The sequence below is a fragment of the Desulfoluna sp. CYM3A genome (assembly GCF_056829965.1).
This window is the reverse complement of the sequence record NZ_CP186556.1, coordinates 3,726,880-3,753,598: the sequence shown is the minus strand read 5'-3', so window position 1 is coordinate 3,753,598 and position 26,719 is coordinate 3,726,880. Positions and strand designations below refer to the sequence as shown.

The 26,719-nt window shown below is 59.5% G+C and carries 19 protein-coding genes, 6 tRNA genes and 1 pseudogene; 24 read left to right on the top strand and 2 right to left on the bottom strand.

From position 1 onward, the window contains the following. Positions 1–27 precede the first annotated feature (27 nt). From ACOYW1_RS19100 to ACOYW1_RS19045, 12 genes are all read left to right on the top strand, one after another. The gene (locus ACOYW1_RS19100; protein WP_482419307.1) at positions 28–582 is read left to right on the top strand and encodes a TRAP transporter large permease subunit; all 555 of its coding nucleotides are present in this window, start codon (positions 28–30) and stop codon (positions 580–582) included. A 162-nt stretch (positions 583–744) separates the two neighbouring features. Further along, positions 745–2,208, top strand: a complete 1,464-nt coding sequence (locus tag ACOYW1_RS19095) for an N-acyl-D-amino-acid deacylase family protein (protein ID WP_482423767.1) — start codon at positions 745–747, stop codon at positions 2,206–2,208. A 464-nt stretch (positions 2,209–2,672) separates the two neighbouring features. Continuing rightward, positions 2,673–4,037 carry a Trk system potassium transporter TrkA gene (gene trkA / locus ACOYW1_RS19090; protein WP_482417382.1) on the top strand — a complete coding sequence of 455 codons (1,365 nt, stop codon included), beginning with the start codon at positions 2,673–2,675 and terminating at the stop codon, positions 4,035–4,037. Then, positions 4,037–5,485: a TrkH family potassium uptake protein gene (locus tag ACOYW1_RS19085; protein ID WP_482419306.1), complete on the top strand. Its 1,449-nt coding sequence runs from the start codon at positions 4,037–4,039 to the stop codon at positions 5,483–5,485. The genes trkA and ACOYW1_RS19085 overlap by 1 nt, the downstream gene beginning before the upstream one ends. 146 nt (positions 5,486–5,631) lie before the next feature. Continuing rightward, positions 5,632–5,707: transfer RNA gene (locus tag ACOYW1_RS19080), tRNA-Lys, on the top strand. 3 nt (positions 5,708–5,710) lie between these two features. Then, positions 5,711–5,788: transfer RNA gene (locus ACOYW1_RS19075), tRNA-Glu, on the top strand. A 33-nt stretch (positions 5,789–5,821) separates the two neighbouring features. Then, a tRNA-Lys gene (locus tag ACOYW1_RS19070) sits at positions 5,822–5,897 on the top strand. Positions 5,898–5,900: 3 nt separating this feature from the next. Then, positions 5,901–5,978, top strand: a tRNA-Glu gene (locus ACOYW1_RS19065). Between the two features lie 31 nt (positions 5,979–6,009). Further along, positions 6,010–6,085 (top strand) — tRNA-Lys (locus ACOYW1_RS19060). 4 nt (positions 6,086–6,089) lie between these two features. Continuing rightward, positions 6,090–6,167 (top strand) — tRNA-Glu (locus ACOYW1_RS19055). A 178-nt stretch (positions 6,168–6,345) separates the two neighbouring features. Then, positions 6,346–7,776 (top strand): ribosome biogenesis GTPase Der, encoded by a 1,431-nt coding sequence (der, locus tag ACOYW1_RS19050; protein ID WP_482419305.1) that lies wholly within the window; start codon positions 6,346–6,348, stop codon positions 7,774–7,776. A gap of 641 nt (positions 7,777–8,417) precedes the next feature. Continuing rightward, positions 8,418–9,764 carry a replication-associated recombination protein A gene (locus ACOYW1_RS19045; protein WP_482419304.1) on the top strand — a complete coding sequence of 449 codons (1,347 nt, stop codon included), beginning with the start codon at positions 8,418–8,420 and terminating at the stop codon, positions 9,762–9,764. A gap of 627 nt (positions 9,765–10,391) precedes the next feature. Here the strand turns inward: ACOYW1_RS19045 and ACOYW1_RS19040 are convergent. Next, on the bottom strand, positions 10,392–11,150 hold the full coding sequence (locus tag ACOYW1_RS19040; RefSeq protein WP_482419303.1) for an NRDE family protein: 759 nt from the start codon (positions 11,148–11,150) through the stop codon (positions 10,392–10,394). A 152-nt stretch (positions 11,151–11,302) separates the two neighbouring features. On the opposite strand from ACOYW1_RS19040, the gene ACOYW1_RS19035 reads away from it, so the two are divergent. From ACOYW1_RS19035 to ACOYW1_RS18990, 10 genes and pseudogenes are all read left to right on the top strand, one after another. Further along, positions 11,303–12,589, top strand: a complete 1,287-nt coding sequence (locus tag ACOYW1_RS19035; RefSeq protein ID WP_482417379.1) for a thiolase family protein — start codon at positions 11,303–11,305, stop codon at positions 12,587–12,589. A 336-nt stretch (positions 12,590–12,925) separates the two neighbouring features. Further along, the gene (locus ACOYW1_RS19030; RefSeq protein WP_180140537.1) at positions 12,926–13,084 is read left to right on the top strand and encodes a hypothetical protein; all 159 of its coding nucleotides are present in this window, start codon (positions 12,926–12,928) and stop codon (positions 13,082–13,084) included. 118 nt (positions 13,085–13,202) lie between these two features. Beyond that, on the top strand, positions 13,203–14,324 hold the full coding sequence (locus tag ACOYW1_RS19025) for an AI-2E family transporter (protein WP_482417378.1): 1,122 nt from the start codon (positions 13,203–13,205) through the stop codon (positions 14,322–14,324). Between the two features lie 401 nt (positions 14,325–14,725). Next, the gene (gene gyrA / locus ACOYW1_RS19020; RefSeq protein ID WP_482419302.1) at positions 14,726–17,230 is read left to right on the top strand and encodes a DNA gyrase subunit A; all 2,505 of its coding nucleotides are present in this window, start codon (positions 14,726–14,728) and stop codon (positions 17,228–17,230) included. Positions 17,231–17,431: 201 nt separating this feature from the next. Then, positions 17,432–18,454, top strand: coding sequence for an NAD(P)H-dependent glycerol-3-phosphate dehydrogenase (locus ACOYW1_RS19015; protein WP_482419301.1), 1,023 nt, complete (start codon positions 17,432–17,434; stop codon positions 18,452–18,454). 204 nt (positions 18,455–18,658) lie between these two features. Then, positions 18,659–19,387, top strand: coding sequence for a RadC family protein (gene radC / locus ACOYW1_RS19010; RefSeq protein WP_482419300.1), 729 nt, complete (start codon positions 18,659–18,661; stop codon positions 19,385–19,387). A 20-nt stretch (positions 19,388–19,407) separates the two neighbouring features. Then, the gene (locus ACOYW1_RS19005) at positions 19,408–19,680 is read left to right on the top strand and encodes a hypothetical protein (protein ID WP_482417374.1); all 273 of its coding nucleotides are present in this window, start codon (positions 19,408–19,410) and stop codon (positions 19,678–19,680) included. Positions 19,681–19,754: 74 nt separating this feature from the next. Next, positions 19,755–20,441, top strand: a pseudogene (locus ACOYW1_RS19000) (phosphoglycerate kinase); the annotation flags it as partial. A gap of 46 nt (positions 20,442–20,487) precedes the next feature. Beyond that, positions 20,488–20,922, top strand: a complete 435-nt coding sequence (gene pgk / locus ACOYW1_RS18995; RefSeq protein ID WP_482419299.1) for a phosphoglycerate kinase — start codon at positions 20,488–20,490, stop codon at positions 20,920–20,922. Between the two features lie 603 nt (positions 20,923–21,525). Next, positions 21,526–22,587, top strand: a complete 1,062-nt coding sequence (locus ACOYW1_RS18990; RefSeq protein WP_482419298.1) for a hypothetical protein — start codon at positions 21,526–21,528, stop codon at positions 22,585–22,587. Between the two features lie 115 nt (positions 22,588–22,702). On the opposite strand, the gene ACOYW1_RS18985 is transcribed toward ACOYW1_RS18990, so the two are convergent. Continuing rightward, the gene (locus tag ACOYW1_RS18985) at positions 22,703–23,158 is read right to left on the bottom strand and encodes an N-acetyltransferase (RefSeq protein WP_482417371.1); all 456 of its coding nucleotides are present in this window, start codon (positions 23,156–23,158) and stop codon (positions 22,703–22,705) included. A 621-nt stretch (positions 23,159–23,779) separates the two neighbouring features. On the opposite strand from ACOYW1_RS18985, the gene ACOYW1_RS18980 reads away from it, so the two are divergent. Next, entirely contained in the window at positions 23,780–25,546 is a 1,767-nt protein-coding gene (locus tag ACOYW1_RS18980; RefSeq protein WP_482419297.1) for a 4Fe-4S dicluster domain-containing protein, read from the top strand. Between the two features lie 6 nt (positions 25,547–25,552). Beyond that, a complete protein-coding gene (locus ACOYW1_RS18975) occupies positions 25,553–26,500 on the top strand; it encodes a CoB--CoM heterodisulfide reductase iron-sulfur subunit B family protein (protein ID WP_482419296.1) in 948 nt (315 codons plus the stop codon). Positions 26,501–26,719 lie beyond the last annotated feature (219 nt).

Genomic DNA, 26,719 nt, shown 5'->3' with positions numbered 1-26,719 from the left:
GACACTACCCCCACCGAGGCCTCGGCCGTGGCGGTGTTTTACGGGCTCTTCGTGGGCACCGTGATCTACAGGAAGCTTACGGTGGGCCACGTCATCGAGAGCCTGAAGTTCACCACGACCATGGTGGGCACGGTGCTGGTGATCCTGGGCTCCACCAAGGCCTTTGGCCAGCTGGTAGCCTTTTATGACATTCCCCTTGCGGTCCAGGCCTTTTTTACCGGGTTTACCGACAATCCCTTCCTTGTGCTGATGATGATCAGCTTCCTTTACATCCTGGCCGGGATGTGGATGGAGTCCATCCCCCAGGTGGTTATCTTTACAGCCGTTCTTCTGCCCGTGGTGAAAAGCATGGGGGTGGACCCCATCTTTTTCGGGGTGTTGACCGTTTTGACGTGTGAGGTGGGCTTTCTGACACCGCCCATCGGGGTCAACCTGTTTGTCTCCTCACGCATTGCGGGGATCTCGTTGGAAGAGTCCTCTGTTGGGGTGCTTCCCTTTGTTGTCCCGTACCTGGCCACCATCACCATCCTGTGTGCCATGCCCTGGCTGACCACGGGCGTGGTGGACATGTTTTTTAAGTAGCCGTTCACCTGATGATCTAACGGAGTGTAACCATGATTGACGTACTCATTAAAAACGGCGTGGTGATTGACGGAGAGGGCGGAGCGTCCTTTAAAGCGGATGTGGCGGTCAAAGACGGCTGCATACTTCCAGCAGTAGCGATTCGAGGGCGACAAAGCCGCCCTGGTCATCGACGCCCGGGGGCAGATGGTCTGCCCGGGGTTCATCGACCTGCATACCCATTCGGATTTTACCTTTCTGGTGGACGGCAGGGCCCAGAGCTCTCTGCATCAGGGGGTCACCACCGAGGTGGTGGGGCAGTGCGGCTACAGCTGCGCCCCGTGTACCAATGCTTCGGACCTCAAGGGGCTCCTGGGCTACCAGCCGGGGGTGGCCGTGGACTGGCGCAGCGCCGGCGAGTACCTGGACCGCCTGAAGCGGGGCGGTGTTGGCGTGAACGTGGCGGCCCTTGTGGGCCACGGGTCCCTTCGGCGTTGCGTGATCCCCGAGGGCAGGGGCCAGGCCACGGACGAGCAGCTCCAGGCCATGTGTGCCCTGCTGGATGACTCCATGGCGCAAGGGTTCCACGGCCTCTCCCTGGGGCTGGAGTATGAGCCGGGCATCCATGCCGATACCCGGGAGCTGGTGGCCCTGGCCAGGGTGGTGGCCGACCGGGGCGGGATCCTGTCGGCCCATGTGCGGAACCGGGACGTGCACTACGACATGGCCTTCAGCGAGGTCCTGTCTGTGGCCCGCATTACCGGGGTGCGCCTCCAGATCTCCCATATCAGCCCCAAGTTCGGAGCCCCGGACGATGCCGTGGCAAACAGTCTGGCCATGATCGACCGGCTCAACGCCACCGGTGGGGACGTGGCCTTTGACCTGATCCCCGACAACTGGGGACCGACCCTCATGGCCTCGGTGCTTCCCTCCTGGGCACATGTGGGTGGGATCGAGGCCACCCTGGGCTATCTTTCCGACCCGGAGGCCAGGGCAAAGATGAAGGCTTCTCCCAACCCCATCTGGCAGCTGGTGCTCCAGAAACGCTGGGACCTCATCACTCTGTTCTTTTCTCCGACACACCCGGAGCTGGTGGGGAAAACCATGGCGGAGATCGGAACCATCATGGGGTGCGATCCCCATGACGCCGCCTTTGACCTCCTGCGCGCCTCGGGGCAGGAGATGGCCCAGGTGATCTGGGCCGGGTGGAACTTTGACGAGTCCATGCAGCGGGAGCTTCTGGCCCACCGGCTGTGCGGGGTGATCTCCGATGCCCAGACGGTGGCCCCGGACGGCCCCCTGTCCGGCAACACCGGCGCGCCCACCGTCTACGGATGGGTGGGGCAGTTCTTCCAGCGCTACGTGAAGCAGGCGGGGCTCCTCTCCTGGGAGGAGGCGGTGAGGCGGATCACCAGCCTTCCGGCCGACCGCATGCGCATGGCGGACCGGGGACGCATCCACCCCGGACTGAAGGCGGATATCACGGTGATGTCTCCTGGAGCCATCGCCTGCCGGGCCACCCTCCATGAACCCAACAGGTACCCGGACGGCATCTGCCATGTGCTGGTCAACGGTGAGGTTGTCATCGAAGGCGGAAAACGGGTTACCGGGAACCATGGCTGGGTGATCCGGCACCGGGAGCCCTGAATGGGTTAAAAACCATGGTCCGGGGACGTTCCCCCGGGCCATGCTCCATGGTTGTCAGGCGCAAGGGTGGGGGAACCGGCTCCGTGGTCATTGGCCGGGGTGTTGTTTGGGGAAACGGCTCTGGCGACGTCCTGATGAAAACCCCGGCTTTGTTTTCGGCTGTGCTGCAAAAACGTTCCATGTGGTCATTCGTTTGACCTCGGCTGGCGAATCGGCTATGACATAGCGATATATTGCAGGCGTTTTTCCATGCAACCTCCTGAAGGCTATGGAGAATAACGCACGTGCTGCCGTTTTACGGGCCAGCCGCAACCCACCACCCGCCCTGCGGGTGTCTTTGTTGGTGGCTGCCGTAAGGGCTCATCGGTGCCTTGACGGCACCGGGCCTGTTTGAGGACAGGCCGGAGGGGGGCGACGGCGCGCGGGGGGGAAATGCCGAAACCAATGAGATCAGGAGATACTGCTTGAAGATCGTTATTGTAGGAGCCGGTGAGGTGGGTTTTCACATCGCCAGTCGCCTCTCCCTTGAAAATAAAGATGTCGTGGTGGTGGACACCAGTGACGAGGCCCTGAAACGGGTCTCTGAGAATCTGGACGTGCAGGTTGTGAAGGGGTCGGGCAGCAGCCCCGAGGTCCTCATTGACGCCGGAGTGAAAAAGGCGGATATCATGCTGGCGGTTACCGACAGCGATGAGACCAACCTGGTGGCCTGCCTTACCTGCGATATCCTTTCGCCCGCCACCAAAAAACTGGCCCGTATCCGCCTGGGTGATTACGACGCCTACCATGAGCACTTCAGGACCAGTGCGCCCCATATCGATACCATCATCAACCCCGAGATCGAGGTGGTGAAGACCATCTATCGCCTGATGCGGGTGCCCGGCGCCGTGGACGTGGGTGAGTTCGAAGGCGGTCGGGTGAAGATCGTGGGCATGCGGCTGGAGGAGGGGAGCCCCCTGGACGGCCTCAGGCTGGCCGAGTTTTCTTCCCGGCTCGGAGGCGTGCGTCCTCTGATTGCCGCCATCGTGCGCAAGGGGCAACTCATTGTGCCCCACGGCAACGATGTCCTCCAAGTGGGGGACCTGGTCTATTTTATCAGTGAAGACACCAAGCTCAATGATGTCCTGCGATTTTTCAACCGCCGTATGAAACCCGTGAATCGGGTGCTTATCGTGGGGGGCGGGCTCATCGGGACGCGCCTGGCCGACCTTCTGGAGAGCAAGAACATCCACACCAAGATCGTGGAGAGGAGCCCGGAGCGCTGCCGGTACCTTGCCGAGCGCATGAACCGCGCCGTGGTCCTCTGCGGGGATGGCTCCGATCAGAGCCTGCTCCTGGAAGAAAACATCAAGGACATGGACTTTGTGGTCTCCCTGACCGACGACGAAGAGACCAACATCCTTGTCTCCCTGCTTGCCCGGAGCGTGGGGGCGGACAACACCATCACCAAGATCAGCCGGTTCAGCTATATGCCACTCATGGCAAGCATCGGCGTGGAGCAGGTGGTGAGCCCGCGGCTCTCGGCCATTAACTCCATTTTGCAGCATATCCGAAAAGGCAAGGTGCTTTCGGCCATGAGCGTTCATGGCGAGCAGGCCGAGGTCATCGAGGCCGTTGCCCTGCAGACCTCGGACATCGTGGACACCCCCATCAGCAAGGTCTCCTTCCCCCGGGGCGCGCTGCTTATCTGTATCATCCGCGACGACGAGGTGATCATTCCGTCCGGGGACAGCGTCATCAAGCCCGAAGACCGGGTGATTATCTTTGCCACGCGCGAAGCCGTTCCCCGCATTGAAAAAATGCTCACCGTCAAGCTGGAGTTCTTCTGATGCGCTGGCCTGTCGTGACCTACATTACCGGGTTCCTTCTCTTTGCGCTGGGGCTCTGCATGCTCCTGCCCGTGATCTGTTCCGTGATTTACGGAGGCGGGGACCTTGCCGCCCTGGCAGTCTCCGCGGGCTTTACCACCGTCTCTGGTGCCATTGCCATCCTGATTTGCCGGGACACCAGCTTCGACAACATCAGCCAGCGGGAAGGCATGGCCATCGTGGCCGTGGGCTGGACCGTGGTGGGGCTTTACGGGGCTCTTCCCTTTTATATAAGCGGGGCCTTTCCCCATTTTGTGGATGCCTTTTTCGAGTCGGTGTCCGGTTTCACCACCACGGGTTCATCCGTGCTGACCAACATCGAGGCGGTGCCCAAGGGGCTCCTCTTCTGGAGGAGCCTGATCCAGTGGCTCGGCGGCATGGGGATTATCGTCCTCTCCCTGGCCATCCTTCCGTTTCTGGGGGTGGGGGGGATGCAGCTTTACAAGGCTGAGGTGCCGAGCCCGGTGCCGGATAAGCTGAAACCCCGGCTCTCGGAGACCGCCTCCATCCTCTGGAAGGTGTATGCCATGATCTCCGTGGTGGAGGTGGTGCTTCTTCTCTTCGGGGGTATGGATCTCTATGACGCCCTCTGCCACACTTTCACCACCATGCCCACGGGGGGCTTTTCCACGAAGAACGCCTCGGTGGCGGGCTTTAACAGCGCCTATCTCGACGGGGTGATCATCGTCTTTATGGTGCTTGCCGGGATCAACTTTTCCCTTCATTACCAGATGCTGCGGGGGCGGACCCTGATCTTCTGGCGGGATTCCGAATGCCGATGGTTCCTTATTATTGTGCTGGGGCTTTCGGTTGCGGTGACCTTCGATATCTACGGCACCGTCTATCAGAGCCTTCCCGAGGCCTTTCGTTACGGCTCCTTTCAGGTGGTCTCCATCATCACCACCACGGGCTATGCCACCGCCGATTACGAGCTCTGGCCGGGCCTGAGCCAGGTGCTGATCTTTCTGTGTATGTTCATCGGGGCCTCGGCAGGGTCCACCGGGGGCGGCATGAAGATCGTGCGGGTGATGCTTTGCCTGAAGTACTGCTATCGGGAGCTTTACATGCTGATCCATCCCCGGGCCGTGGCCACCATCAAGCTGGGTGGCAAGGCGGTCTCCGAGGACGTCATGCGCAGCATCATCGGCTTTGTGTGCATCTATGTGGGCCTGTTTGCCCTCTGCTCTGCGGTGCTGGCGGGCATGGGCGTGGATTTTGTCACGGCGTTTACCGCTGTGGGTTCCTGTATCGGTAACATCGGGCCCGGTTTCGGCCTGGTGGGGCCTGCGGAAAACTTCGCCCTGATCCCCCAGGGGGGGAAGTGGCTCCTTATCTGGTGCATGCTCCTTGGGCGCCTTGAAATCTATACGGTCATCATTTTTCTGGTGCCGGAGTTCTGGCGCAAATAAAAGGGGTGTGCCTCTATCTGGGGTGAATGCACCGGTTTAGACCGGTGCTGTGTCGCGTGCCTGCACGAATCGTCATTTTTATGTGACTTTCGGCTTGACACCTGCGTCACAAGTTGAGTATAAGCTTCGAGTCTTTGAGACGCAGCGGGTCGTTAACTCAGTCGGTAGAGTATCTGCCTTTTAAGCAGAGAGTCACTGGTTCGAGCCCAGTACGACCCACCATGCGTCCCCATCGTCTAGCCTGGTCCAGGACACCGGCCTTTCACGCCGGCGACAGGGGTTCAAATCCCCTTGGGGACGCCACACTGCATTTTAGAGTCTTTTAAGGCGCATTACGGGTCGTTAACTCAGTCGGTAGAGTATCTGCCTTTTAAGCAGAGAGTCACTGGTTCGAGCCCAGTACGACCCACCATGTGTCCCCATCGTCTAGCCTGGTCCAGGACACCGGCCTTTCACGCCGGCGACAGGGGTTCAAATCCCCTTGGGGACGCCATTTCGCCTTAAGACCCGATCAAAGAACATATGGGTCGTTAACTCAGTTGGTAGAGTATCTGCCTTTTAAGCAGAGAGTCACTGGTTCGAGCCCAGTACGACCCACCACGATGTCCCCATCGTCTAGCCTGGTCCAGGACACCGGCCTTTCACGCCGGCGACAGGGGTTCAAATCCCCTTGGGGACGCCACTTGATTTCACGAGGGGCTGACTGAAAATCCAGTCAGCCCCTTTTTTGTGTGGGGAAAACCGGGTTGGGCAGCTCCTTTCCAGTTGGAAAAGGGTGACATGTTCCATGCAACCCTGTATGTTCAATTCAGGCGCCCGCGCCGGTACCCTCCCAGATTAATTCCATACGGACAAGACCCATGAAACCCATCGTCGCCATCATTGGACGCCCCAATGTGGGCAAATCCACCCTGTTCAACCGCATCACACGAAGCCGGACGGCCCTCGTGGACAACATGCCCGGTGTCACCCGGGACCGCCACTACGGCGAAGCCCTCTGGAACGACGCCCCGTTTCTGCTGGTGGACACGGGCGGATACCTCATCGACGACGAAGACGCCTTTGCGGGCGCCATTCGGGACCAGGTGACCCAGGCTGTGGCCGAGGCCGACGCCGTGGTCATGGTCCTGGACGGAAAAGGGGGAATCTCTCCTTACGACCGCGACCTGGTGACCATCCTTCGGGAGTCCCATCCCAAGGTGTTTTATGTGGTCAACAAGATCGACGGAGAGAAGCAGGAGGAGAACCTCTACGACTTCTATTCTCTGGGCATCGACCATCCCTATCCGGTTTCCGGCGAGCATGGCTACGGCGTGCCTGATTTCCTCGACGACCTGGTGGCCTCCTTTCCCGAGGCGGCAGCCTACCCCAAAGAGGAAGAGGAGATCGTCAACGTGGCCGTGGTGGGACGCCCCAACGCCGGGAAATCATCCCTTATCAACCGCCTCACCGGGCAGAAGCGCCTGGTGGTGAGCGACGTGGCCGGTACTACCCGGGATGCCGTGGACACCATGCTCAAGCGCGACGGCCAGCTCTACCGGTTCATCGACACCGCGGGCATCCGGAGAAAAGGCAAGGTCAAGGACAAGCTGGAGAAGTTCTCCGTCTTAAAGGCCATCAAGAGCATGGACCGCTGTGACGTGGCCTTGATCCTCATCGACTCCTCCGAAGGGGTCACCGACCAGGATGTCACCGTGGCCGGATACGCCCATGAAAAAGGGTGCGGGGTGATCTTCGTCTTCAACAAGTGGGACCTGGTTCCCGAGCGGGAGAAGAACCCCAAACTGTTCAAGGAACGCCTGGACATGGGCGCCAAGTTCCTCTCCTTTGCCCCCTTTACCACCATCTCGGCCCTCACCGGCCAGCGCGTGGAGAAGATCTTCGGGCAGATCCGAAGCGTGTACGATCAGTACAACACCCGCGTCTCCACCGGGGACGCAAACCGCATCATCGAGTGGGCAACAGAGCGGACCCCGCCCCCCCTTCACAAGGGCAAGCGGCTGAAGTTCTTCTACAACACCCAGGTGTCTGTGAAGCCCCCCACCTTTGTCTCCTTTGTGAACTACCCGGACGCGGTGCACTTCTCGTACCGCCGGTTCCTCATGAACCAGATTCGTGATTTCCTCTGCCGCCCATCAAACACATCTTCCGGGAAAAGACCGGGCGCATGGAGTTCGGGCCCAAGCCCGAGGAGAACACCAACACTCGGAACAAAGGGCACAAGGACAAGGAGAGCCGCAACAAGATCCAGAAGAAAAAAGAGCGGGAAAAGCAACGGCTCAAGAAATTGAAACGCGACGGGCAGTGATAAGCCCTTTGTCCCCTCGGTTTCCGCTTTTACGGCGGAAGCTGCGAGGGGCCCGGCGGTGGTGCCGCCGATATAGCCCGGATATTTCATGAGAAAACAACCAGTCAAAAAGAAAACATCATTATGTCGAATGGCTACAATAAAAAAACAGCTATTTTGAAAATGCAAAATGTAAATCGACGTTTGCGGTTTGATTTGCGCAGCGCACCCATCTTCTGCGTTATCAGAGCTTTGAGGTAAACAACTACATCTGCAGCTCTGATGCCTTGAATATGGGTGCACTCGACTCGTGAAATATCCGGGATAGGGGTTTCAGGTGCCCCCTCCTGGTCGCCGAGGAGAGGCCGGTTAAACCTGATAAGCAACGGGTTACGATAACGAGTCCTAACCCTTCAGGGCTTGTCGTGTCGCTCGTATAAACCACCAGCATATGTTTCGGGCGAAGCCCGAGCCGAAGGCCGTTGCGATTTGGCCCGAGGAACGAGGGGCAAAGCGCAGCGGCAATAAGCTTTCGAGGTGGCTCACCTCGCCGCCGGAGGCATTCGTTTTCTTGCGACTTTGGCCATAGAAGGCATACTTCTAACGAAAAACACGTCCGACATCGGGAAAGCCATTTGGGTGGGTATGGATCTGTTTGAATACAGAAATGAGGAACACGGCAACTTAAACGCGCCGCTGGCCGAGCGCATGCGTCCCCGGACCCTTGCGGCAGTCGTCTTGGCGGAGGAGCATCCCCCGACGGGGCAGGCTTATATTTCAAGCGCCCTTGCCACGGACCACATCTTCCCCATGATCATGTGGGGCCCTCCCGGCTGCGGTAAAACCACCCTGGCCTCCATCATTGCCTCGGAGACCAAGTGCCGCTTCATCAAGATCTCGGCGGTACTCTCCGGTGTCAAGGACGTGCGGGCTGTGATCGACGAGGCCAAGAAGGAGCGCAATCTCAAAGGGCGTCAGACCGTTCTGTTCGTGGACGAGATCCACCGATTCAACAAAGCCCAGCAGGACGCCTTTCTCTACCATGTGGAGAGCGGGCTCATCACCTTGCTGGGCGCCACCACGGAAAATCCTTCCTTTGAAGTGATCCCCGCCCTTTTGTCCCGTGTCCGCGTGGTGACCCTGAAACCCTTGTCCCACGAGACCATCTTCAAGGTGCTGAAACGTGCCATGGAGGACAAGGACCGCGGGTTGGCCCGCATGGACGTGGCCGTGGACGACGAGGCCCTGGACCACCTGGTGCGCATGGCCGACGGCGATGTACGAACGGCCCTCAACACCCTGGAGATCATGGTGGAGCAAAAGCGCATGGAGGCGGGTAAAGGCTGCCGTGTGGTGCTGGCCGACGCCGAGACCCTCCTGGAGCGCAAGGCCGTCCGCTACGACAAGAGCGGCGACGAGCACTACAACCTCATCTCCGCTTTCCACAAGAGCCTGCGGGGCAGCGACCCGGATGCGGCCCTCTACTGGATGGTGCGCATGCTCAAGGCCGGGGAAGATCCCTTCTATATCGCCCGTCGCATGGCTGCCGTGGCCACCGAAGACATCGGCATGGCCGACCCTGCCGCCCTGTCCATGGCCCTGCACGCCATGGAAGCCTACAAATTTTTGGGTGCCGCCGAAGGGGAGCGCGCCCTGGCCCAGGCCGCGGTCTACCTTGCCACCGCTCCCAAGAGCAACAGCGTCTACACCGCCCTTGCCGCCGTGCGGGAAGAGGTGGACAGAGGCGGCTCCCTTCCCGTTCCCAAGCACATCCGCAACGCCCCCACCCAACTCATGAAGAACCTGGGCTACAAAGAGGGCTATCGCTACGCCCACGACTACCCCGGAGGCTTCGTCCCCCAGCAGTACCTCCCCGACGAGATCAGCGATAAGAGCTGGTACACCCCCACCGATCGAGGCTATGAGTCCGTGGTCGGTCCCCGCCTTTCCGCCTGGAAAGAGATGATTTCAAGGACAAAAAAGAAACGCTAAGAGAAGATGCCTTCTATGGTTAAAGTGACCGGTAAAAAGCGTGCCTCCGGCGGCGAGGTGAGCCACCTCGAAAGCATATAGCCCTTGCGCTTTGTCCCTCGTTCCTCGGGCCAAAGCGCAAGGGCCTTCGGCTCGGGCTTCGCCCGACATAAACGCCGATGGTTTATGCTGGCTGGTTCACAAGCTTCGACGTAACAGGATACGTTGTTGCCACTTGTCCCTTGTGGATTTAACCGCATTGCCGGCGGCAAGGTGTGCCACCTTGAAAGCAGGTTGCAAATGCGCTTTCCCCTTCGTTCCTCAGGGAAAATCACATTCGCCATTGTTTCAACGGTTAGCCCTCGGTGCCCTTTTTTGTCTGAGAGACCCATGTCTGTTTTTCGAAGAATAAAAAAGGTCTCTTTTCGCCACCCTCGCCGCCGGAGTCATTCCGCTTAAAGTCAAGCAAACCCCAAAGTTCTTCATCGTGTTTTTAGAAGAATGAAATGGGCCTCTCTTGCAACGGCGGTTGCTGGATGTCACACATCACGCGAATGCCCCGATAACGCAAGCTGAATGGCTGCCTTCATGCATTCGCCATAGGGTTTCCAGGTGCCCCCACCTGGCCGCCGGAGGCTTGCATTTTTCTTATACCGAGAACTGAAACCGTCGCTCGCCGTTGATGTCGGCGGGACCGGCGGGGGTGTAGGTGCGCTCCGTGGCAGTGAGGGTGCGGTCTGTGTCCAGGGTGACAAGGCAGCTGGAGCGGGTGCCGTAGACCTCGCTGTGGATGAACAGGGGCCCTAAGATGCGTTCCCATTCCAGGGTCATGCCGGTGTCGGGGAGGAGGGCGTCCTCGGGCACGGCCTGGTCGGCAAGAAGGGAAAAGAGGGCCTCTTCGTCAGGGTGGGCAAGGGCGCCCAGCTCTTTTTTTCCGGTCTGCACCTTGGGCCAGGGGGTGTTGAGCAGGGCGTTGCTGACGCCGTGGACCCCGGGGGGCAGCTCGGTGAGGGTGTCGGAGATATTGCTGTAGTGGTAGAGGCGGTCCACGGTGCCGAAGAGGAGGTTGAAACCGTTGTAGTTTTGCCGGGTCCGGCTCAGGGCTTCGGCAAAGGCCGGTGCGTCGTCTGTCCCTTTCAGGAACTCGGAGACGATCCAGCCCCTGGAGGCTGCGTCCGGCTTGATGCGGGAGGGGTCCCGGTGGTTGGTGAGGGCGGCGAACCGGCCGGTCTCGGTAACCCCCATCCAGGTGCCTCCCTCTTTGAGGTCGGTGCCGCAGAGGACGGGCGGAGCACTGTCGTGCCAGGCCATGGGGGCGGTTTCGCGTGCATAGAACTCATCGCGGTTGGCGGCGATAATAAGAGGAAAGGACGGGTGACTCTTTAGGGAAACAAGGATCAGGCACATGACGTATGTTGTCTTTTGTTAGCGGTTCTGTTACATCTTGGTGCGATAAAACAGGCCGTTGCGACGCTTGTTTTCGCACGTGATCATCAAGCTTTTCATCATAGCAGAAACGTTCGCAGAGTCATGACAAAATATACAAACGGGAGGAATCCATGAAAAATGTTGTGATTGTCAGCGGTTCACGGACCGCCGTCGGCACCTTTGGTGCCGGACTCAAGAGTGTCGGTGTGGCCGATCTGGGGGCCGTGGTCATGAAAGAGACCCTGAAGAAGGCGGGCCTCCGCCCCGACCTGAGTGATGAGATGCGCGCAGCCTGTCCCGACGCGTTGAAAGACCAGGGCATCACCGAGCTGGAAGCCAAGGGTCGCGACTGGGATGAGTCCGCCACCCCGGTTGTCGTGGACGAGGTGATCATGGGCAATGTACTCCAGGCGGGCCAGGGGCAGAACCCTGCGCGCCAGTCCATGATCCGTGCCGGGTTTCCCAAGGAGACCCCCACCTTTTCCCTGAACAAGGTATGCGGCTCCGGCCTGAAGGCCATTGCCCTTGCTGCCCAGTCCATCATGTGCGGCCAGGCCGAGGTGGTGCTGGCAGGCGGCATGGAGTCCATGAGCAACGCCCCCATGGCCCTGCCCAAGGCGCGATGGGGTCACCGCATGGAGCTCACCGGCGTGGGCCAGGTTACGGACCTCATGGTCTTTGACGGCCTCTACGAGATCTTCTACGGCTACCACATGGGAATCACCGCCGAGAACATCGTTGAAAAATACGGCATCACCCGCCAGGAGCAGGACGAGCTGGCCCTGCTCTCCCACAACCGGGCCCTGGGCGCCATCAAGACCGGCGTGTTCAAGCCCGAGATCGCCGATGTGGTCATCAAGGGCCGCAAGGGGGACACGATTTTCAACGTGGACGAGCGGCCCATGGAGACCTCCATGGAAAAACTGGCCCGCATGCGCCCTGCCTTTAAAAAAGACGGGTCGGTCACAGCGGGCAACGCCTCGGGCATCAACGACGGCGCGGCATCGGTTCTTCTGATGACCGAAGAGAAGGCAAAAGAGCTTGAGCTCACCCCCATCGTCAGGATCAAGGGGTTTGCCTCCGGCGGCCTTGATCCCGCGTACATGGGCCTGGGGCCCATCCCGGCTGTAAGGAAGGTCATGGGGCGCCTGGGTATGAGCGTTTCCGACATCGAGATGATTGAACTCAACGAGGCCTTTGCCTCCCAGGCCATCGGCTGCATGCGGGAGCTGAACATTCCCGTGGACAAGCCCAATCAGCTGGGCAGCGGTATTTCCCTGGGTCACCCCATCGGAGCCACCGGGGCCCGCCAGATGGTCACCGGCATGTACCAGATGCAGAGGGAAAATCTTGCCACCGGCATGATCTCCATGTGCATCGGCGGCGGCATGGGCATGGCCATGGTGATCGAGCGGTAAGTTCGTGAGCAACAAAAATCGCCCTGGCGTTCTGTGCACTGCGGTGCGGCGCTCGGCCTGCTTCACAGGCCGGACGCGCCCCGGCGTTTGTGTGTGGGCGTCCCTGCAGGTATCTGCCCTTTTTTTCAGGCGGTTTTCTTGTGTGTCAGCGGCCGCTGGCCGTCGGCAAGGGATGCGCACCCCTTTTTGCCCTTCTGACATCTCGTCAAGATCCCTTGCCCGGGGCTTTTTTGCTTTACTTGGGAGGGCGTTGTTGTTACATGTAAATCACTCGATTTAAGGGAAAATCGATTGATTTTGCGATATGCTGCTTAAACCAAGGAGGCTTTTGATACGATGGACAAGGCACAGAAGGCTGGTATCATGATCTTTTCCGGTGTTCCCGCCATTATGGGCGGCGGCATCGTCTTTGCCCTTTTCGGTCACGCATTACTTCCCGTTGTGATCTATGAAACCCTGCTCTTTGCGGGTGTGTTCTCGATCCTTCGGAAGTAGCCCATTTCAGCCGGGGGGCGGCAAGGCCGGATATGTCGGCCCCGCCCCTTTTCGGCCCATGACACCCCGATGAGCCCTTTAGCCGGGGCCATGCCCGGGGGTGTGGATCTTTATTTCTATGCTGGACAAAACACCCCGCGACCTGATTCTCTGGTTTTTCCTGATCCTTTTTCTTATTTCGCTGTTTCTGCTTGGAAAACTGCTCTGGCCCTTTGTCTCCGTGCTTGTCATGGGGGCCGTGGTCAGCGGTATTTTTTTTCCCGTGTACACCCTTTTCAAACGCCGGGTGCCTCCCGGGTACGCCTCGTTTTTTACCTGTGTTCTTATTTTTCTGGTGCTGTTTGTCCCCATCGTGTTGTTCGTGGGGGTTCTGGCCAACGAGGTCCACAACTTTTATATCAGGGCCGTGAGCCCGGAGGTGGTGGATGCGGTCAAGCAGTTTTTCGTTTCCCGGAACATCCTGGGGCGGATCAACAGCATCCTGGCCAACTTCGACCTGAGCCTCACCTTTGACGAGCTCATCCAGCCCATCACGGACATGGGCAAGTCCGTGGGGCTGACGCTTTTGAACCAGGCCAACGCCGTTGCTTCCAACCTGTTGAAGTTCGTCATCAATTTTATCCTGATGCTGATCATCATCTATTACCTGCTTCTGGACGGTCACCGTCTGCTTCAGTACATCATCGACCTGTCTCCGCTGCCCGACGACCAGGACACCAAATTGTTCGTGAAGTTCAAGGACATGGCAGGGGCCGTGCTGGTGGTCAACGGTATCAGCGGCATGATCCAGGGCGTGGTCGGGGGGGTGGTGTTTGCGTTTCTGGGCTTTCGCTCCCCGGTTCTCTGGGGCGTGCTCATGGCCTTTTTCGCCTTTCTGCCCATCGTGGGCATCGGGATCATCTTTCTGCCCGTGGCTGTCTGGCTCATGGTCATAGGGCGCATGGGGGCGGGGATTGCCGTCCTGGTGATCTACGGGGTTCTCTCCGGGGGGGTGGAGTACCTGTTTAAACCGGCGGTGGTGGGCAAGCGCATCAAGATGCATACCCTCCTGGTCTTTCTGGGGATTATCGGCGGACTCCAGCTTTTCGGGATTCTCGGGATCATCTACGGCCCTCTTGTGGTCACCTTTTTTTTGACCTTATCGGATATATATAATAAGAGTTACAAAAGCCTTGTGGAGCCCGAGGGACAAACCCGGATCCACCTTGATGAGGTCTCGGAAGAAAACCTTGACGAGTAGCCATCCCCCACAGGATGGCTTCTTCCTGTATAGCCCGTGAAACCGGGCGCTTCGGGTCCCCGAGGCGATGAATTTTAAATGCAAGGGACTTCAGGAAAAAAACGGGTCGGCCATTCGTGACGTGTGCCGGCCAGGCGGGCAGGGGTGTACTCTCCGGCCCGACATACACCGATCAGCGGGCCGGCCCCAAAGGCCGGTTTCCCTGCATGGGGTTTTTTCCCGAAGGTCCCCAACGTTTGCGAGGCCGTCACGAATTTCCGATTGTCGGTTTTTTCGGATACAGGTGCCATTGCGACTTTGGACATGCACGTTAGCAGATGAAGGTAGTGAACCCTATGATCAACTGGAAAGCTCTCCTCATATCAGCCTCGAGACCGAGACGACTCAGATTTGAGTATGCCATGAGCGTCATCATCGGCCGGGCCCTTCCCGATGTCCGGGATGGACTCAAACCGGTACACCGCAGGTCTCTGTTTGCCATGCGGGAGTTGAAAAACGACTGGAACAAGCCTTACAAGAAATCGGCGCGTATCGTCGGTGATGTCATCGGTAAGTATCACCCCCACGGCGATACGGCCGTGTATGACACCATCGTACGTATGGCCCAGGACTTTTCCCTTCGGTACACCCTGGTGGACGGCCAGGGCAACTTCGGCAGCATCGACGGCGACTCGGCCGCGGCCATGCGATACACGGAAGTGCGCATGCGGCAGATTGCCCATGAGATGCTGGCGGATCTCGACAAAGAGACCGTGGACTGGGTTCCCAACTACGACGAATCCCTTCTTGAACCCGCGGTGCTTCCCGCCAAGTTCCCCAACCTTCTGGTGAACGGCTCCTCAGGGATTGCCGTGGGCATGACCACCAACATCCCCCCCCACAACCTGGGGGAGGTGATCGACGGTGTGTGTGCCTTAATCGAAAACCCGGCGCTCACCAGCGAAGAGCTCATGGAGTACATCCCCGGGCCGGACTTTCCCACCCGCGGTATTATCTACGGCCGCAAGGGGATCCGCGAAGCCTACACAAACGGCAAGGGGATCATCAAGATTCGCGCCAAGGTGGAGATTGAAAAGGCCAAGAAAGACGACAGCGAGACCATCGTTGTCCACGAGCTTCCCTACCAGGTGAACAAGGCGCGCCTCATCGAAAAGATCGCCGAGCTGGTGAAAGCCAAGGTCATCGAGGGCATCCGCTATGTGCGGGACGAGTCCGACCGAAAGGGTATGCGCATCGCCATGGGGGTCAAGCGGGACCACATGGGAGAGGTGGTGATCAACCAGCTCTTCAAGCACACCCAGATGCAGAGCAGCTTCGGGGTGATCATGCTGGCCGTTGTGAACAACCGGCCCGAGCTCCTCACCCTTCGCGAGCTCCTCGATCACTTCTTGCTGCACCGAAAAGAGGTGGTGGTCCGAAGGACGGTCTACGACCTTCGGAAAGCAGAAGCCCGCGCCCATATATTAGAAGGCCTCAAGATCGCCCTGGACAACCTTGACGAGGTGGTGGCCCTGATCCGCAAGTCCAAGAACCCGGTGGAAGCCAAAGAGGGGCTGAAAAGCCGCTTCGGCCTTTCCGACCTTCAGGCCCAGGCCATTCTGGACATGCGCCTGCAGCGCCTCACCGGCCTGGAGCGCGAAAAGATCCTGGAAGAGTACGAAGGGGTCTTGAAAGACATCGCCTGGTTCAAGGAGATCCTGGGCAGCGAGCGCATCGTGCTCAACATCATCAAAGACGAGCTGACCACCATCCGGGAAGAGTTTGCCGACGAACGCCGCACCAAGATCGTGGAGGCCACCGGCGATATTTCCCTGGAAGACCTCATCGAAGAAGAGGACATGGTGGTGACCGTCTCCACCCGCGGGTACATCAAGCGAACGCCCATCAGTGTTTATGAGAGCCAGCGCCGGGGCGGCAAGGGCCGCGTGGGCATGGCCACCCGTGATGACGATTTCGTGGAGAAGCTCTTTGTGGCTTCCACCCACCATATGTTCCTTTTCTTCACCAACCTCGGCCGGGTCTACTGGAGCAAGGTCTACGAGCTTCCCCAGGCGAGCCGGACGAGCAAGGGGCGGGCCATCGTCAACTTCCTCAACTTTGTGGAAGGCGAGAGGCTCACCACGGTGCTTGCCGTGCCCGAGTTCAAAGATGGGCAGTTTGTAGTGGTCGCCACCCGCAACGGCACGGTGAAGAAGACAGACCTCATGGCCTACAGCCGTCCCCGACAGGGGGGCATCATTGCCGTGGGCCTTGCCGACGGCGACGAACTGGTCTCTGCCCGTCTCTCCGACGGTGCCATGGATGTTCTCATGGCCACCCGTGAGGGCAAGGCGGTGCGGTTCAAAGAGACCGATGTCCGCGCCTCCGGCCGAAGCGCCAAGGGTGTCCGCGGGGTGCGGCTCGTAGATGACGACTACCTGGTGAGCATGGAGGTCCTCCATCCCGGGGAGAAGGTGCTGATGGTCACGGAAAACGGCTACGGAAAGCGTACGCCCGTCGAGGAATACCCCTTGAGGGGCCGAGGCGGCAAAGGGGTTATCTCCATTAAGACCTCCGCGCGGAACGGTAACGTGGCCTCCCTGCTCCTCGTGGACGACGAGGATGACGTCATGATGATGACCAACAGCGGTAAACTCATCCGCATCAAGGTCAAAGACGTCTCCGTGGTGGGCCGAAACACCCAGGGTGTCAAGCTCTTCCGTCTGGACGACGGGGAGCATGTGGCCGGGGCGGTTCGTGGCGACTGCAGGAAGAGGAAGAAGACGACGAGGCCGAGGCCCTTGAGGGGGCCGGGGGCGAAGCCCCTGAGGCCGATGCTTCCGAGGAGGGCTCGCCCCACGAGCCCGATGCCCCGGAAGAGGATTCGGGGGAGGCCCAAGGGCCCACCGATGATGCATAGATTATGATAAAGATGGCGGGGCTTGCCCCGCCATTTTTCGTTTAAGGACATTTTTTCTTTAACCATCCTGCGAACTGTTCGTAAACCATCATGGGTACCAAAGCCCTCCGGCCACCGCACCACGGCGGGCTTTCTGGATGCCCCGTCCGCACGAAAACGCGGGCGACGACGGGTCGACGGGACGATACAAGCAACAGACAAGGACTGTATGGACAACAAGACAATGAAGATCGGGGTTGTCGGCGGCGGAAGCTGGGGGACGGCCCTGGCGTTTCTGCTGGCGGAAAATGGATTTGAGCTGGACCTCTGGGTGTTTGAAGAGGAGGTGAGTACGGTATCTGAACGGGCATCCGGTGAGAACAAGGTGTTCCTGCCCGGTGCCACGCTTCCCGACATCATCACCCCCACCTGCGACCTCAAGCAGGCCGTGGGCGGCAAGGACCTGGTTCTTGTGGTGGTGCCTTCCCATCACATGCGGAACATCGCCACGGAGATGGCTCCCTTTATGGATGAAAAGACCATTGTGGTGAGCGCCTCCAAGGGCATTGAGAACAAGACCCACCTCACCATGACAGGGGTTCTGGCCGAGTGCCTCCCCCAGATCCCCGAAGGGCAGATCACCGTGCTTTCCGGCCCCAGCTTTGCCAAAGAGGTGGCCGCCAAGGTTCCCACGGTGGTGGCCGTGGCCGGTAAGGACCCCGAGGTGGCTCGGACTGTCCAGAGCGTTTTTGCCTCCCCCGTGTTCCGGGTCTACGCCAACAACGACCCCATCGGCGTGGAGATCGGCGGGGCCATGAAGAACATCATCGCCATTGCCGCGGGCATGTGCGACGGCATGGACGCAGGCCTGAACCCCCGGGCCGCCCTGATCACCCGGGGGCTCACCGAGATGAAGCGCCTGGGCCTGACCATGGGTGCCGAGCCCCTGACCTTTTCCGGCCTTGCCGGGGTGGGGGACCTGATCCTCACCTGCACGGGGAATCTCAGCCGTAACCACACCGTGGGCATGAAGATCGCCCAGGGCATGAGCCTGGACCAGATCCTGGATGAGATGCGCATGGTGGCCGAAGGGGTGAAGACCACCCGTTCGGTCTACAACCTCTCCCACAAACTGGGGGTGGAGCTGCCCATCTGCAACGAGGTGTACCATATCCTCTTTGACGGCCGGGATCCGGCGGAGTCCATCCGTCGCCTCATGACCCGGGACCTGAAAAACGAGATGGATCTGTAAGACGATGCCTTTGGCTGCAAGGTGAGCCACCTTTAAAGCAGAATCCATTCGAAACGGATGTTGAAACCTGTTTGTTAAACTTTTTAAAAGTTGAGCCCCCGGCAGGGCCGCCGGAGGCTTACACGGGCGCAGCCCGTCAGCACATGTGACAAGCCCAAGGGACGAGAGCCCTTGAGCATGTGCGGACTTGAGGAGGGGTTTAAGATGGCGACGGGGGAGACGGATGACCGGCAGGGGCATCGGCAGAGGTTGCGGGAGCGCTTTCTTGCAGGTGGCCTTGAAGGCTTTCACGACTACGAGGTGGTGGAGCTGCTTCTGACCCTGGCAACGCCCCGGAGGGACTGCAAGGGGCCTGCCAAGGCGGCCCTTACGCGCTTCGGGTCCCTTCAGGCGGTGTTCGAGGCCGAGGACAGGGAGCTCATGGAGATACCCGGCATCGGTGCCACGAACCTCTTCGGCCTGCGCCTCATCAAGGAGGTGGCGGGCCGTTACTTGGAGGAGCGGATGGTCCACCAGCCCCGGATTCTCAACTCCCGGGAGCTCATGGACTACCTGACCCTTACCATCGGTCATCGGCGGCGGGAGTGTTTTGTGGCGGTGTACCTGAACGCCAAGAACCGCGTGGTGGCATCGGACGTGCTCTTTGAAGGGAGCCTTACTTCCAGCGCGGTCTACCCGCGGGAGGTGGTGAGCTCGGCCCTTTCCCACAAAGCGGCGGCCGTGATCTTCGCCCACAATCATCCCTCCGGGGAGCCGGACCCGTCCGGCGAAGACATCCGCGTGACCAAAAAGCTGGTGGGCGCCTTGCAGGTCATGGGCATCACGGTCCATGAACACCTGGTCATCGGCGCTTCCGGCCATTACAGTTTTGCCGAACACGGCTACATTGACCGCTTCGTCCGTGAGGCCGAGGCGGTGGCCTCCGGGCCCTGAACCATAAGGAGTTGCCTGTAGTGAGCGACGAACCCAAAAAGCCGGTGTGTTACGGGGTGATGGAGGAGGTGTTTCCCCTTAGCGAGGACGGCCTGCGCCACTCCCCGGAGCGCTGCATGGCCTGCCCCCATAAAACCCAGTGCCTGCGGTCTGCCCTGTCGTCCGACCCTGATGCGGACACCGTGCGTGAAGAGCGCATCGACAGGGCCTACGATGCGGGGAACCTCTCCTTTCTGGCGCGTTGGTCCAGGAAGAAGGCCCTGGCCGGTAAAGGGAAAAAAGGAAAAGTATAAAGCACCTTTTCGGCGACGCAACGGTTCGCCGGGTCGCTTTTTTCCACTCAATTTCTATTTAAGGACAAAAATCGATGAAGACAATCAAGGAACTGGACATTACAGGAAAACGGGTCTTTATCCGTGTGGATTTTAACGTGCCCATGGACGCTGGGCTGAACATCACCGACGACATCCGCGTGCGCACCTCCCTGCCCACCATCACCTACGCCCTGGAGCAGGGTGCCAAGGTGATCCTGGCCTCCCACCTCGGCCGTCCCAAGGGCAAGCGCGTTCCCGAGATGAGCCTGGCTCCTGTGGCCAAGCACCTCTCCGGCCTTCTGGGTCGTGAGGTGACCATGGCCCCGGATTGCGTGGGAGACGAGGTGGAGTCCATGGTGGCGTCCATGAAGGGCGGTGAGGTGCTGCTCCTTGAAAACCTGCGCTACTACGACGAAGAGCAGGCCAACGACGCGGCCTTTGCCGCCAAGCTCGCCCGCCTTTGCGATGTGTATATCAACAATGGTTTTTCTGTCTCCCACAGGGTCCATGCTTCGGTGGCCGCCATCACCGAGCAGGTGGCCGAGAAGGCCGCAGGTCTCCTTCTGGAAAAGGAGATTGATTTCTACAACAAAGCCATGGGGGAGCCGGTGCGTCCCCTGGTGGCCATCATCGGCGGTGCCAAGATTTCCAGCAAGCTGGGGGCCCTCACCAACATGCTCAACGTTGTGGACAAGGTGATCGTCGGCGGTGCCATGGCCAACACCTTCCTCAAGGCCCAGGGCCTCTCCGTGGGCAACTCCCTGGTGGGGAACGAGATGCTGGAAAATGCCCGCGCCGTCGCCTGGCGAGGGGATTCCTCTGTACCTGCCCGAGGATGGTCTGGTGGCAAAAGAGTTCAGCGCCGAGGCCGACTTCGAGGCGGTGCCTGTGGATTCCATTCCCGACGGCACCATGATGCTGGACATTGGTCCGGAAACCGTCAAAACCTACGCCCAGGTGGTGGCCCAGGCCAAGACCATCGTCTGGAACGGTCCCATGGGGGCCTTTGAGATGGCGCCCTTCAGCAAGGGGACCCTGGGGCTGGTGGCCGCTGTTGCCGAGGCTGAAGCTCTTACCGTGGTGGGCGGGGGGGATACCGACGTGGCCCTTCACATGGCCGGTGCCGTGGATAAGGTCTCCTATGTCTCCACCGGTGGCGGTGCTTTTTTGACCCTTATGGAGGGCAAGCCCCTGCCCGGCGTGACCTACCTTGAGGGATAAAGGTGGCATTTGTCTGCCATGTCTGTCGCTGAAAAACACCATTTTTAAGCGATAATGCGCGAAAATAAACGGTCCCGATGCTTCCTTGCTGAAGCCGGGGCCGTTTTTGTTGGACGGAAAGGGCTTTAAAACACGCTGAAATAGCAGCCTATACGTTCAGTTCTGTGCGCAATCCGGTTGACCCTCCCCAGGAAACATGGTACAAGATGTTGTGATGTGTCCAGCCATGAACCGCTAAAACTTCGGATCACAGGACTTGCTCCGGCACTTCAAGGGCTCTGAACGCGCGTTGCGTACCTGCAGGGGCTTCCCTACACAGAAAGAATTCAGCAGGTTAGGCCAGGGGGCAACAGACGCGCCGAGTGGGCGATCTGCCTTTTCGCCTCCCTTGCGTTCCCTTCGTTTCCGGCCTCTTAGTCTGCCGTGTTGACAAGTCGCTGACACCACTGCCACCTCAATTATGCTTATGCGTCCGGGGACGTGTCCGTTTCGCTTTGCCGAGTCACAGGCGTTCGGACAACACGTTGTCGCGGATCACTACATGAACGACGCTCACCCTGCAACGAGGCGGGGTCGGGCGATACACCTTTGACGGGGGGTCCTTTGGGATACTGGGGCTACAGGGAAGAGCTCAGCCGCGCCCATAAACTGAGGCGCGTCTATTACGAAGTGCTGCGGGACGATCTGGATGAGTTTGTCCTGCAATACGGCTTGGTGGAGTCGTACGATAATTTTAAGAAAAACAACATGGATTACCCCTTTGTCGAGCGGCGAGAGCTCAAACCGAGGGCGCGTATTCCCGGCCAGGAGTATGAGGAGCACAACGCTTTTCTCATCATCTTTATCGAGGACACCCTTCCCGCGTCCTATAAAAAGTACATCCGTTTTTTCGATGTCAACAAGACGGTGAAGAGCAACCTTATCGCCTCGGGAGTCCTGGACCTTTCGGACGAGTTCGACCGTGGCTGGAAGTACCTGGACTCCATCGGGTTCAGCGGGTTTCTTCGCAAGATGCTCCCCGTGGATTATGCCCTGCTTATCCAGAGGGACCCGGTCTCCCGTGCCACGGACCGGTACGCCCTTTCCCACTACCACGTGCGCATCGACTGGCCCATTTCCGAGGCTGCCGAAGAGATGGGCAAGGACCTGCGCTATATCATCAAGGATCTGTACGAGCGCGGCGACAAGACCGCCGAGGATATCCAGAAGAAGTTTTTTGAGATGTACGGCCTGCCCATCATGGCGGGTGGGCGGCGCACGGCGGCCAGTGTGGCGGCCCAGTACCTGAAGCGGCTCAACTCCATCTCAACGGTTTACGTCTCCAGCAGCGAGTCGCGCTCCGTGCTGCGATTCTCCGAGCGGGGTATTTCCCGGTACATTCTGGTGCGGTTCACCCTCCAGGAGATGCTCGAGGTGTCCGAAGAGAATTCCATGAACCTGGAGACCTTCACCAGCAATTATGTCATCGATTACGAGGAGAAGGACGGGGTCTGCATCCTCCGCGTGGACTACGACCACACACCGCCGGCCAGGCCTCCCCAGGACGGGAAGATCCGTGCCATCAAGGCGGAGACTGCCTGGACCACCATCTGCAATCAGCTGATCATGCCCAAGCCCGGTGTGTGGAAATATCCCCTGTTGAGTGTGAACGTCAGTTACACCTGATCCAGCCGAAAAGGTCCGGTTTCCGACACCCACAAACAAAAAACGCCCCGTTGACAAAGGTTGTCGACGGGGCGTTTTTTTTTGTTTTATAGAAAACGGCTTCTTGCTGCCGGTTTTAAATCAGGTGGCGGCGCATGGCGATCTCATCGCAGTCCGGGAACTTCACGCAGGTGATGCAGTCACTCCAGATTTTTAAGGGAAGTTCCGATCGGTCGATGATGCCGAAACCCATCTTTTCAAAGAATCCCGGTCGGTAGGTGAGGGTGAAGATATCCTTGATACCGAAGGCCACGGCCTCGTCCAGAGCACTCTGGGCCAGCATCTTGCCGATGCCCTTGCCGGTGTGATCGGGGTGGACGGCAAGGGAGCGCACCTCGGCGAGGTCTTCCCAGCAGAACTGCAGGGCCCCGCATCCGATGATTCCCGCTTCCCGGTCCTCGTACACAAAAAAATCCCTCACATGGTCGTAGAGCTCGCTCAAGGGGCGGGAGAGGAGTTCCCCGCGGTTTCCGTATTCCGAGAGGAGGGCGTGAATCTGTTTGATGTCCTGAATGGTGGCTTTTCGTATCATGGGTCGCTATCCAAGGATAATAAAGGTGGTGCGCTGATCCAAAAACGTGTCGGGGCGCGTAAACAAAGCGTTGGAAAGGGGGGCGGTCTATGGAAACGTCCCCGGGTTCCTGTCCGCTTCTGCGGCGCGGTGCCATGGCCTTAAGGGGTGTCGAAGACTGGGCTTCGGGTCCCTTTTGCCCCGGGTCCTACGCTGGCAACAGGTTGAATGTATAACCGATGAAGCCTCCAAAGGCAATACGCATGCGCGCATAAAAAATCAGCCGGAATCCCTATCCCGGGCCTTGGGTGTGCCCCAGGGGCAAATCAACCCGGCCCAGCCCCGTGACTCCCGGAAGGTCTGGCATGGTTTCCTGTCTGCCGGGGGACCTTGGATGGGTCCTTTTTTCGAGACTTTTTCCGGGCGGTGCCGTGGCGGATTGATGGGGTGTGTGATTTTAAGGGTCTGTTTTCTTATGGGGTTTGTTGGATGTGTGGGCGGGTGAGCACATGCTGGTTCAGGCTCTCATCAATGCCTTTGGGAGGATGGCTCCGTACGATTCTCCCCTCGGAGCCCGAGGGCTGGTTGAAGGCAATGGCCCAAGGCTTATTTACGATAACCCGCAGACGAAAAGGACGCTTTATGGACACATGGATGCTTTATCTCTCCGTGGGGCTTTTTACCCTGGGCTGCATGCACCGGGTCTCGGCCTGGTTTACCCGTGATGTCTGGTTCCTTTCACGGGGAAGGGCCGAGGGTGCCGGGCCGTTTGCGCGCCTCAAGGCCTTTGCCAGGGGCGTCGGCGGGCTCAGGAAGGGGCGGGTTCTGCTCCAGGTGATCTGGCAGTGCCTCAGGCACGGGGTGATGCAGCTCCAGGTCCTTAAGGCGGATGGGTACCGGTGGTCCATGCACATGCTCATTTTTGTCGGGTTTATGGGGCTGACCCTGATGCACGGCTTTGAAGAGGCCGTCAGTGAGCGCTTTTTTCCGGACTACTATGCCACGGTGAACCCCTATTTTTTCCTGCGGGATGCCTTCGGGCTCCTGGTGCTGGCAGGGCTTGCCATGGCCGTGGGACGCCGGGTGATGATGCGCCGCAAGGGGCTGGTCTCAAACGGCATGGACTACGGTGCCATCGCAATTCTTGCGGGTATCGTTGTTTCAGGGATGTTCCTTGAAGCGGTGAAGATCTCGTCCCACACCGTGTTCGGAGAGATGGTGGATGAGTACGGCATGCTGGACGATGAGCAGGACATTGCCGCCCTTGAGGCCTATTGGGAGAAAGAGTTCGGTGTGGCTGTCCCCGGGCACAGGGGGACCCCGGATCCCTTGCAGCTTGAGCGAGGGCAGGCCATTCACGAAGAGAGCTGCATGGAGTGCCATGCAGACTCCAGGTGGGCGGTGGCCGGCTATCCCCTGGCCACGGGCCTCGGCACAGAGACGGCCGTTCGCCTGGACCGGGCCGGAGCCGTGACCTTTTTCTGGTGGTTTCACTACGTAAGCTGCGTGCTCTTTCTGGCATGGATTCCCTACGGAAAGATGTTCCATATGTTTTCCACGCCCATGGCGCTTATCGTCAATGCCGTCACCGGAAAAAAGGGCGGCAAAGAGGCCCTTGCCATCCGGCGGGCCCTGGCCCTGGATGCCTGCACCCGGTGCGGCACCTGCAGCCAGCACTGCTCGGTACGCCCGGCCTATGAGATCACGGGCAACCCCCTGGTGCTCCCTTCTGAGAAACTTGCCTTTTTCAAGGGCCGGGCCGGGCACAGAGAGCTCTCCGGGGAGGAGTTTGACCGGGCACGGCAGGGGGTGACCCTCTGTACGGACTGCGGCAACTGCGGTCGGGTCTGCACCGCAGGTATTGATCTGCCGAGTCTCTGGCAGCACATGAAAGGGGACCTGCTCCACGCGGGCAAGGGCGACCCCATGTTTCTCTCCCCCCTGGCCTTTGGCTCCTGCATGGAAGAGGGTGGGGTGGACAGCCAACAGCTTGAACCGACCAAAAAGCGCCTTGCCGGTCGATTCGAGGACCTTGCGAACCCGGCCCGGGTGATCCGTGTGGGGGGACAGCCCGCGGACCGGTCCCTGGCCTCCTTTGGTATTGACGCCTGCTTTCAGTGCGGGGGCTGCTCCAGCGTCTGCCCTGTGGCCGGGGCGGTGGCAGACCCCCGCAAGGAGCTGGGGCTGTTGCCTCACCAGGTGGTGCAGGCCTTGAAACTCGGGGAGGAGGAGATGGCCGAAGGGGCGCCCATGCTCTGGAATTGCCTCACCTGTTACGAGTGCCAGGAGTCGTGTCCCCAGGGGGTTTGCGTGACGGACCTTTTTTATGAATTGAAAAACCGGGCCTACCGGCGAACCGGCGAGGGCCGGTCCCTTGCGTCGGGCCATCGCTCGGGTTTGAGGAGATAGAGAATCATGGGCTATGCACTTTTTTCGGGATGCACCATCCCTTCACGCCTGCCCGAATACCGGGACGCCACCACAGCGGTCCTGGATGCCTTTGGTGTGGACTATACCGACTCTGCGGGGTTCAACTGCTGCGGGTACCCGCTTCGCAACACCGACAGGGAGATCTACCTGTTGTCCTCGGCACGGAACCTGGCCCTGGCGGAGAAGGCGGGACGCGATATCCTGGTGATGTGCAAGTGCTGCTACGGCAGCTTCAAGCATGCCCAGAACGCCTTGAATCAGGACCTGCGCTTAAGGGACGAGGTAAACGCAATTTTGCGGCGTGAGGGGCTGGTCTATCGGGGCGTGGTGCGCGTTTCTCACCTTCTCTCCTTTTTGCGCCACGAGGTGGGGCTGGATGCCATTCGCCGGCGGGTGGTTGCTCCCCTCACCGGGGTACGGGCAGGGGTTCAGTACGGGTGCCACCTGCTGAGGCCGAGCAACATCAATGAGTTCAACGAAACCGGTGTGCCGGAGTTTTTTGATCTGCTTGTCAAGGCCATCGGCATGGAGAGCGTCGATTACGCGAGGAAGTACGACTGTTGCGGCGCCCCCCTCAATGGGATCAACTCGGCTCTCTCCATAAAAATGACGGTGAACAAGCTCCGGGCCATCGGTGAGGCGAAGGGTGAACTCGTGGCCACGGGGTGCCCGTATTGCCACCTGCAGTTTGCCGGAGCGGCCGACGCGGAAGAGGGGCTGCCCCGTCCGGTGGTCTATCCCCAGCTGCTGGGGCTGGCCATGGGGCTATCCCCGGAAACGCTGGGCATGGCTGCCGATGAAAGCCTGATCCTGGCCAGGGCATGTCACGGGTCGAGGGTGCCTTCAATGGCCATACCGGGTAACGCCCGTATCCCGGTGGAACGGGGTGGCAGAGGGCATGCCGGGGATACCCGAATGATCGATCTCTCTTGAAATAACCTGTCTCATATGCCATACCTTTTCAGGTAAGTTTTCTTTGATCAGCGTCCGCAGGGCAGGCGGATCCTTCCGGGGTCTGCATGTCAACACACCTCCTGTGAACGAGCTTTGCTGCCGCGTACCGCGTGACGGGCAGGCGTCTGACCACGCCATGGGCAGAACTGCGGACGCGTGAGTGATTTTCCGATGTTCCCATCGTTTCTTTTTCGTGTC

What these genes read in the sequence shown, in the direction of transcription:
- ACOYW1_RS19085 (WP_482419306.1), top strand. Translation starts at nt 4,037, where the DNA reads ATGCGCTGGCCTGTCGTGACCTACATTACCGGGTTCCTTCTCTTTGCG.
- der (WP_482419305.1), top strand. Translation starts at nt 6,346, where the DNA reads ATGAAACCCATCGTCGCCATCATTGGACGCCCCAATGTGGGCAAATCC.
- ACOYW1_RS19045 (WP_482419304.1), top strand. Translation starts at nt 8,418, where the DNA reads ATGGATCTGTTTGAATACAGAAATGAGGAACACGGCAACTTAAACGCG.
- ACOYW1_RS19040 (WP_482419303.1), bottom strand. Translation starts at nt 11,150, where the DNA reads ATGTGCCTGATCCTTGTTTCCCTAAAGAGTCACCCGTCCTTTCCTCTT.
- ACOYW1_RS19035 (WP_482417379.1), top strand. Translation starts at nt 11,303, where the DNA reads ATGAAAAATGTTGTGATTGTCAGCGGTTCACGGACCGCCGTCGGCACC.
- ACOYW1_RS19030 (WP_180140537.1), top strand. Translation starts at nt 12,926, where the DNA reads ATGGACAAGGCACAGAAGGCTGGTATCATGATCTTTTCCGGTGTTCCC.
- ACOYW1_RS19025 (WP_482417378.1), top strand. Translation starts at nt 13,203, where the DNA reads ATGCTGGACAAAACACCCCGCGACCTGATTCTCTGGTTTTTCCTGATC.
- gyrA (WP_482419302.1), top strand. Translation starts at nt 14,726, where the DNA reads ATGAGCGTCATCATCGGCCGGGCCCTTCCCGATGTCCGGGATGGACTC.
- ACOYW1_RS19015 (WP_482419301.1), top strand. Translation starts at nt 17,432, where the DNA reads ATGGACAACAAGACAATGAAGATCGGGGTTGTCGGCGGCGGAAGCTGG.
- radC (WP_482419300.1), top strand. Translation starts at nt 18,659, where the DNA reads ATGGCGACGGGGGAGACGGATGACCGGCAGGGGCATCGGCAGAGGTTG.
- pgk (WP_482419299.1), top strand. Translation starts at nt 20,488, where the DNA reads ATGCCCGCGCCGTCGCCTGGCGAGGGGATTCCTCTGTACCTGCCCGAG.
- ACOYW1_RS18985 (WP_482417371.1), bottom strand. Translation starts at nt 23,158, where the DNA reads ATGATACGAAAAGCCACCATTCAGGACATCAAACAGATTCACGCCCTC.
- ACOYW1_RS18980 (WP_482419297.1), top strand. Translation starts at nt 23,780, where the DNA reads ATGGACACATGGATGCTTTATCTCTCCGTGGGGCTTTTTACCCTGGGC.
- ACOYW1_RS18975 (WP_482419296.1), top strand. Translation starts at nt 25,553, where the DNA reads ATGGGCTATGCACTTTTTTCGGGATGCACCATCCCTTCACGCCTGCCC.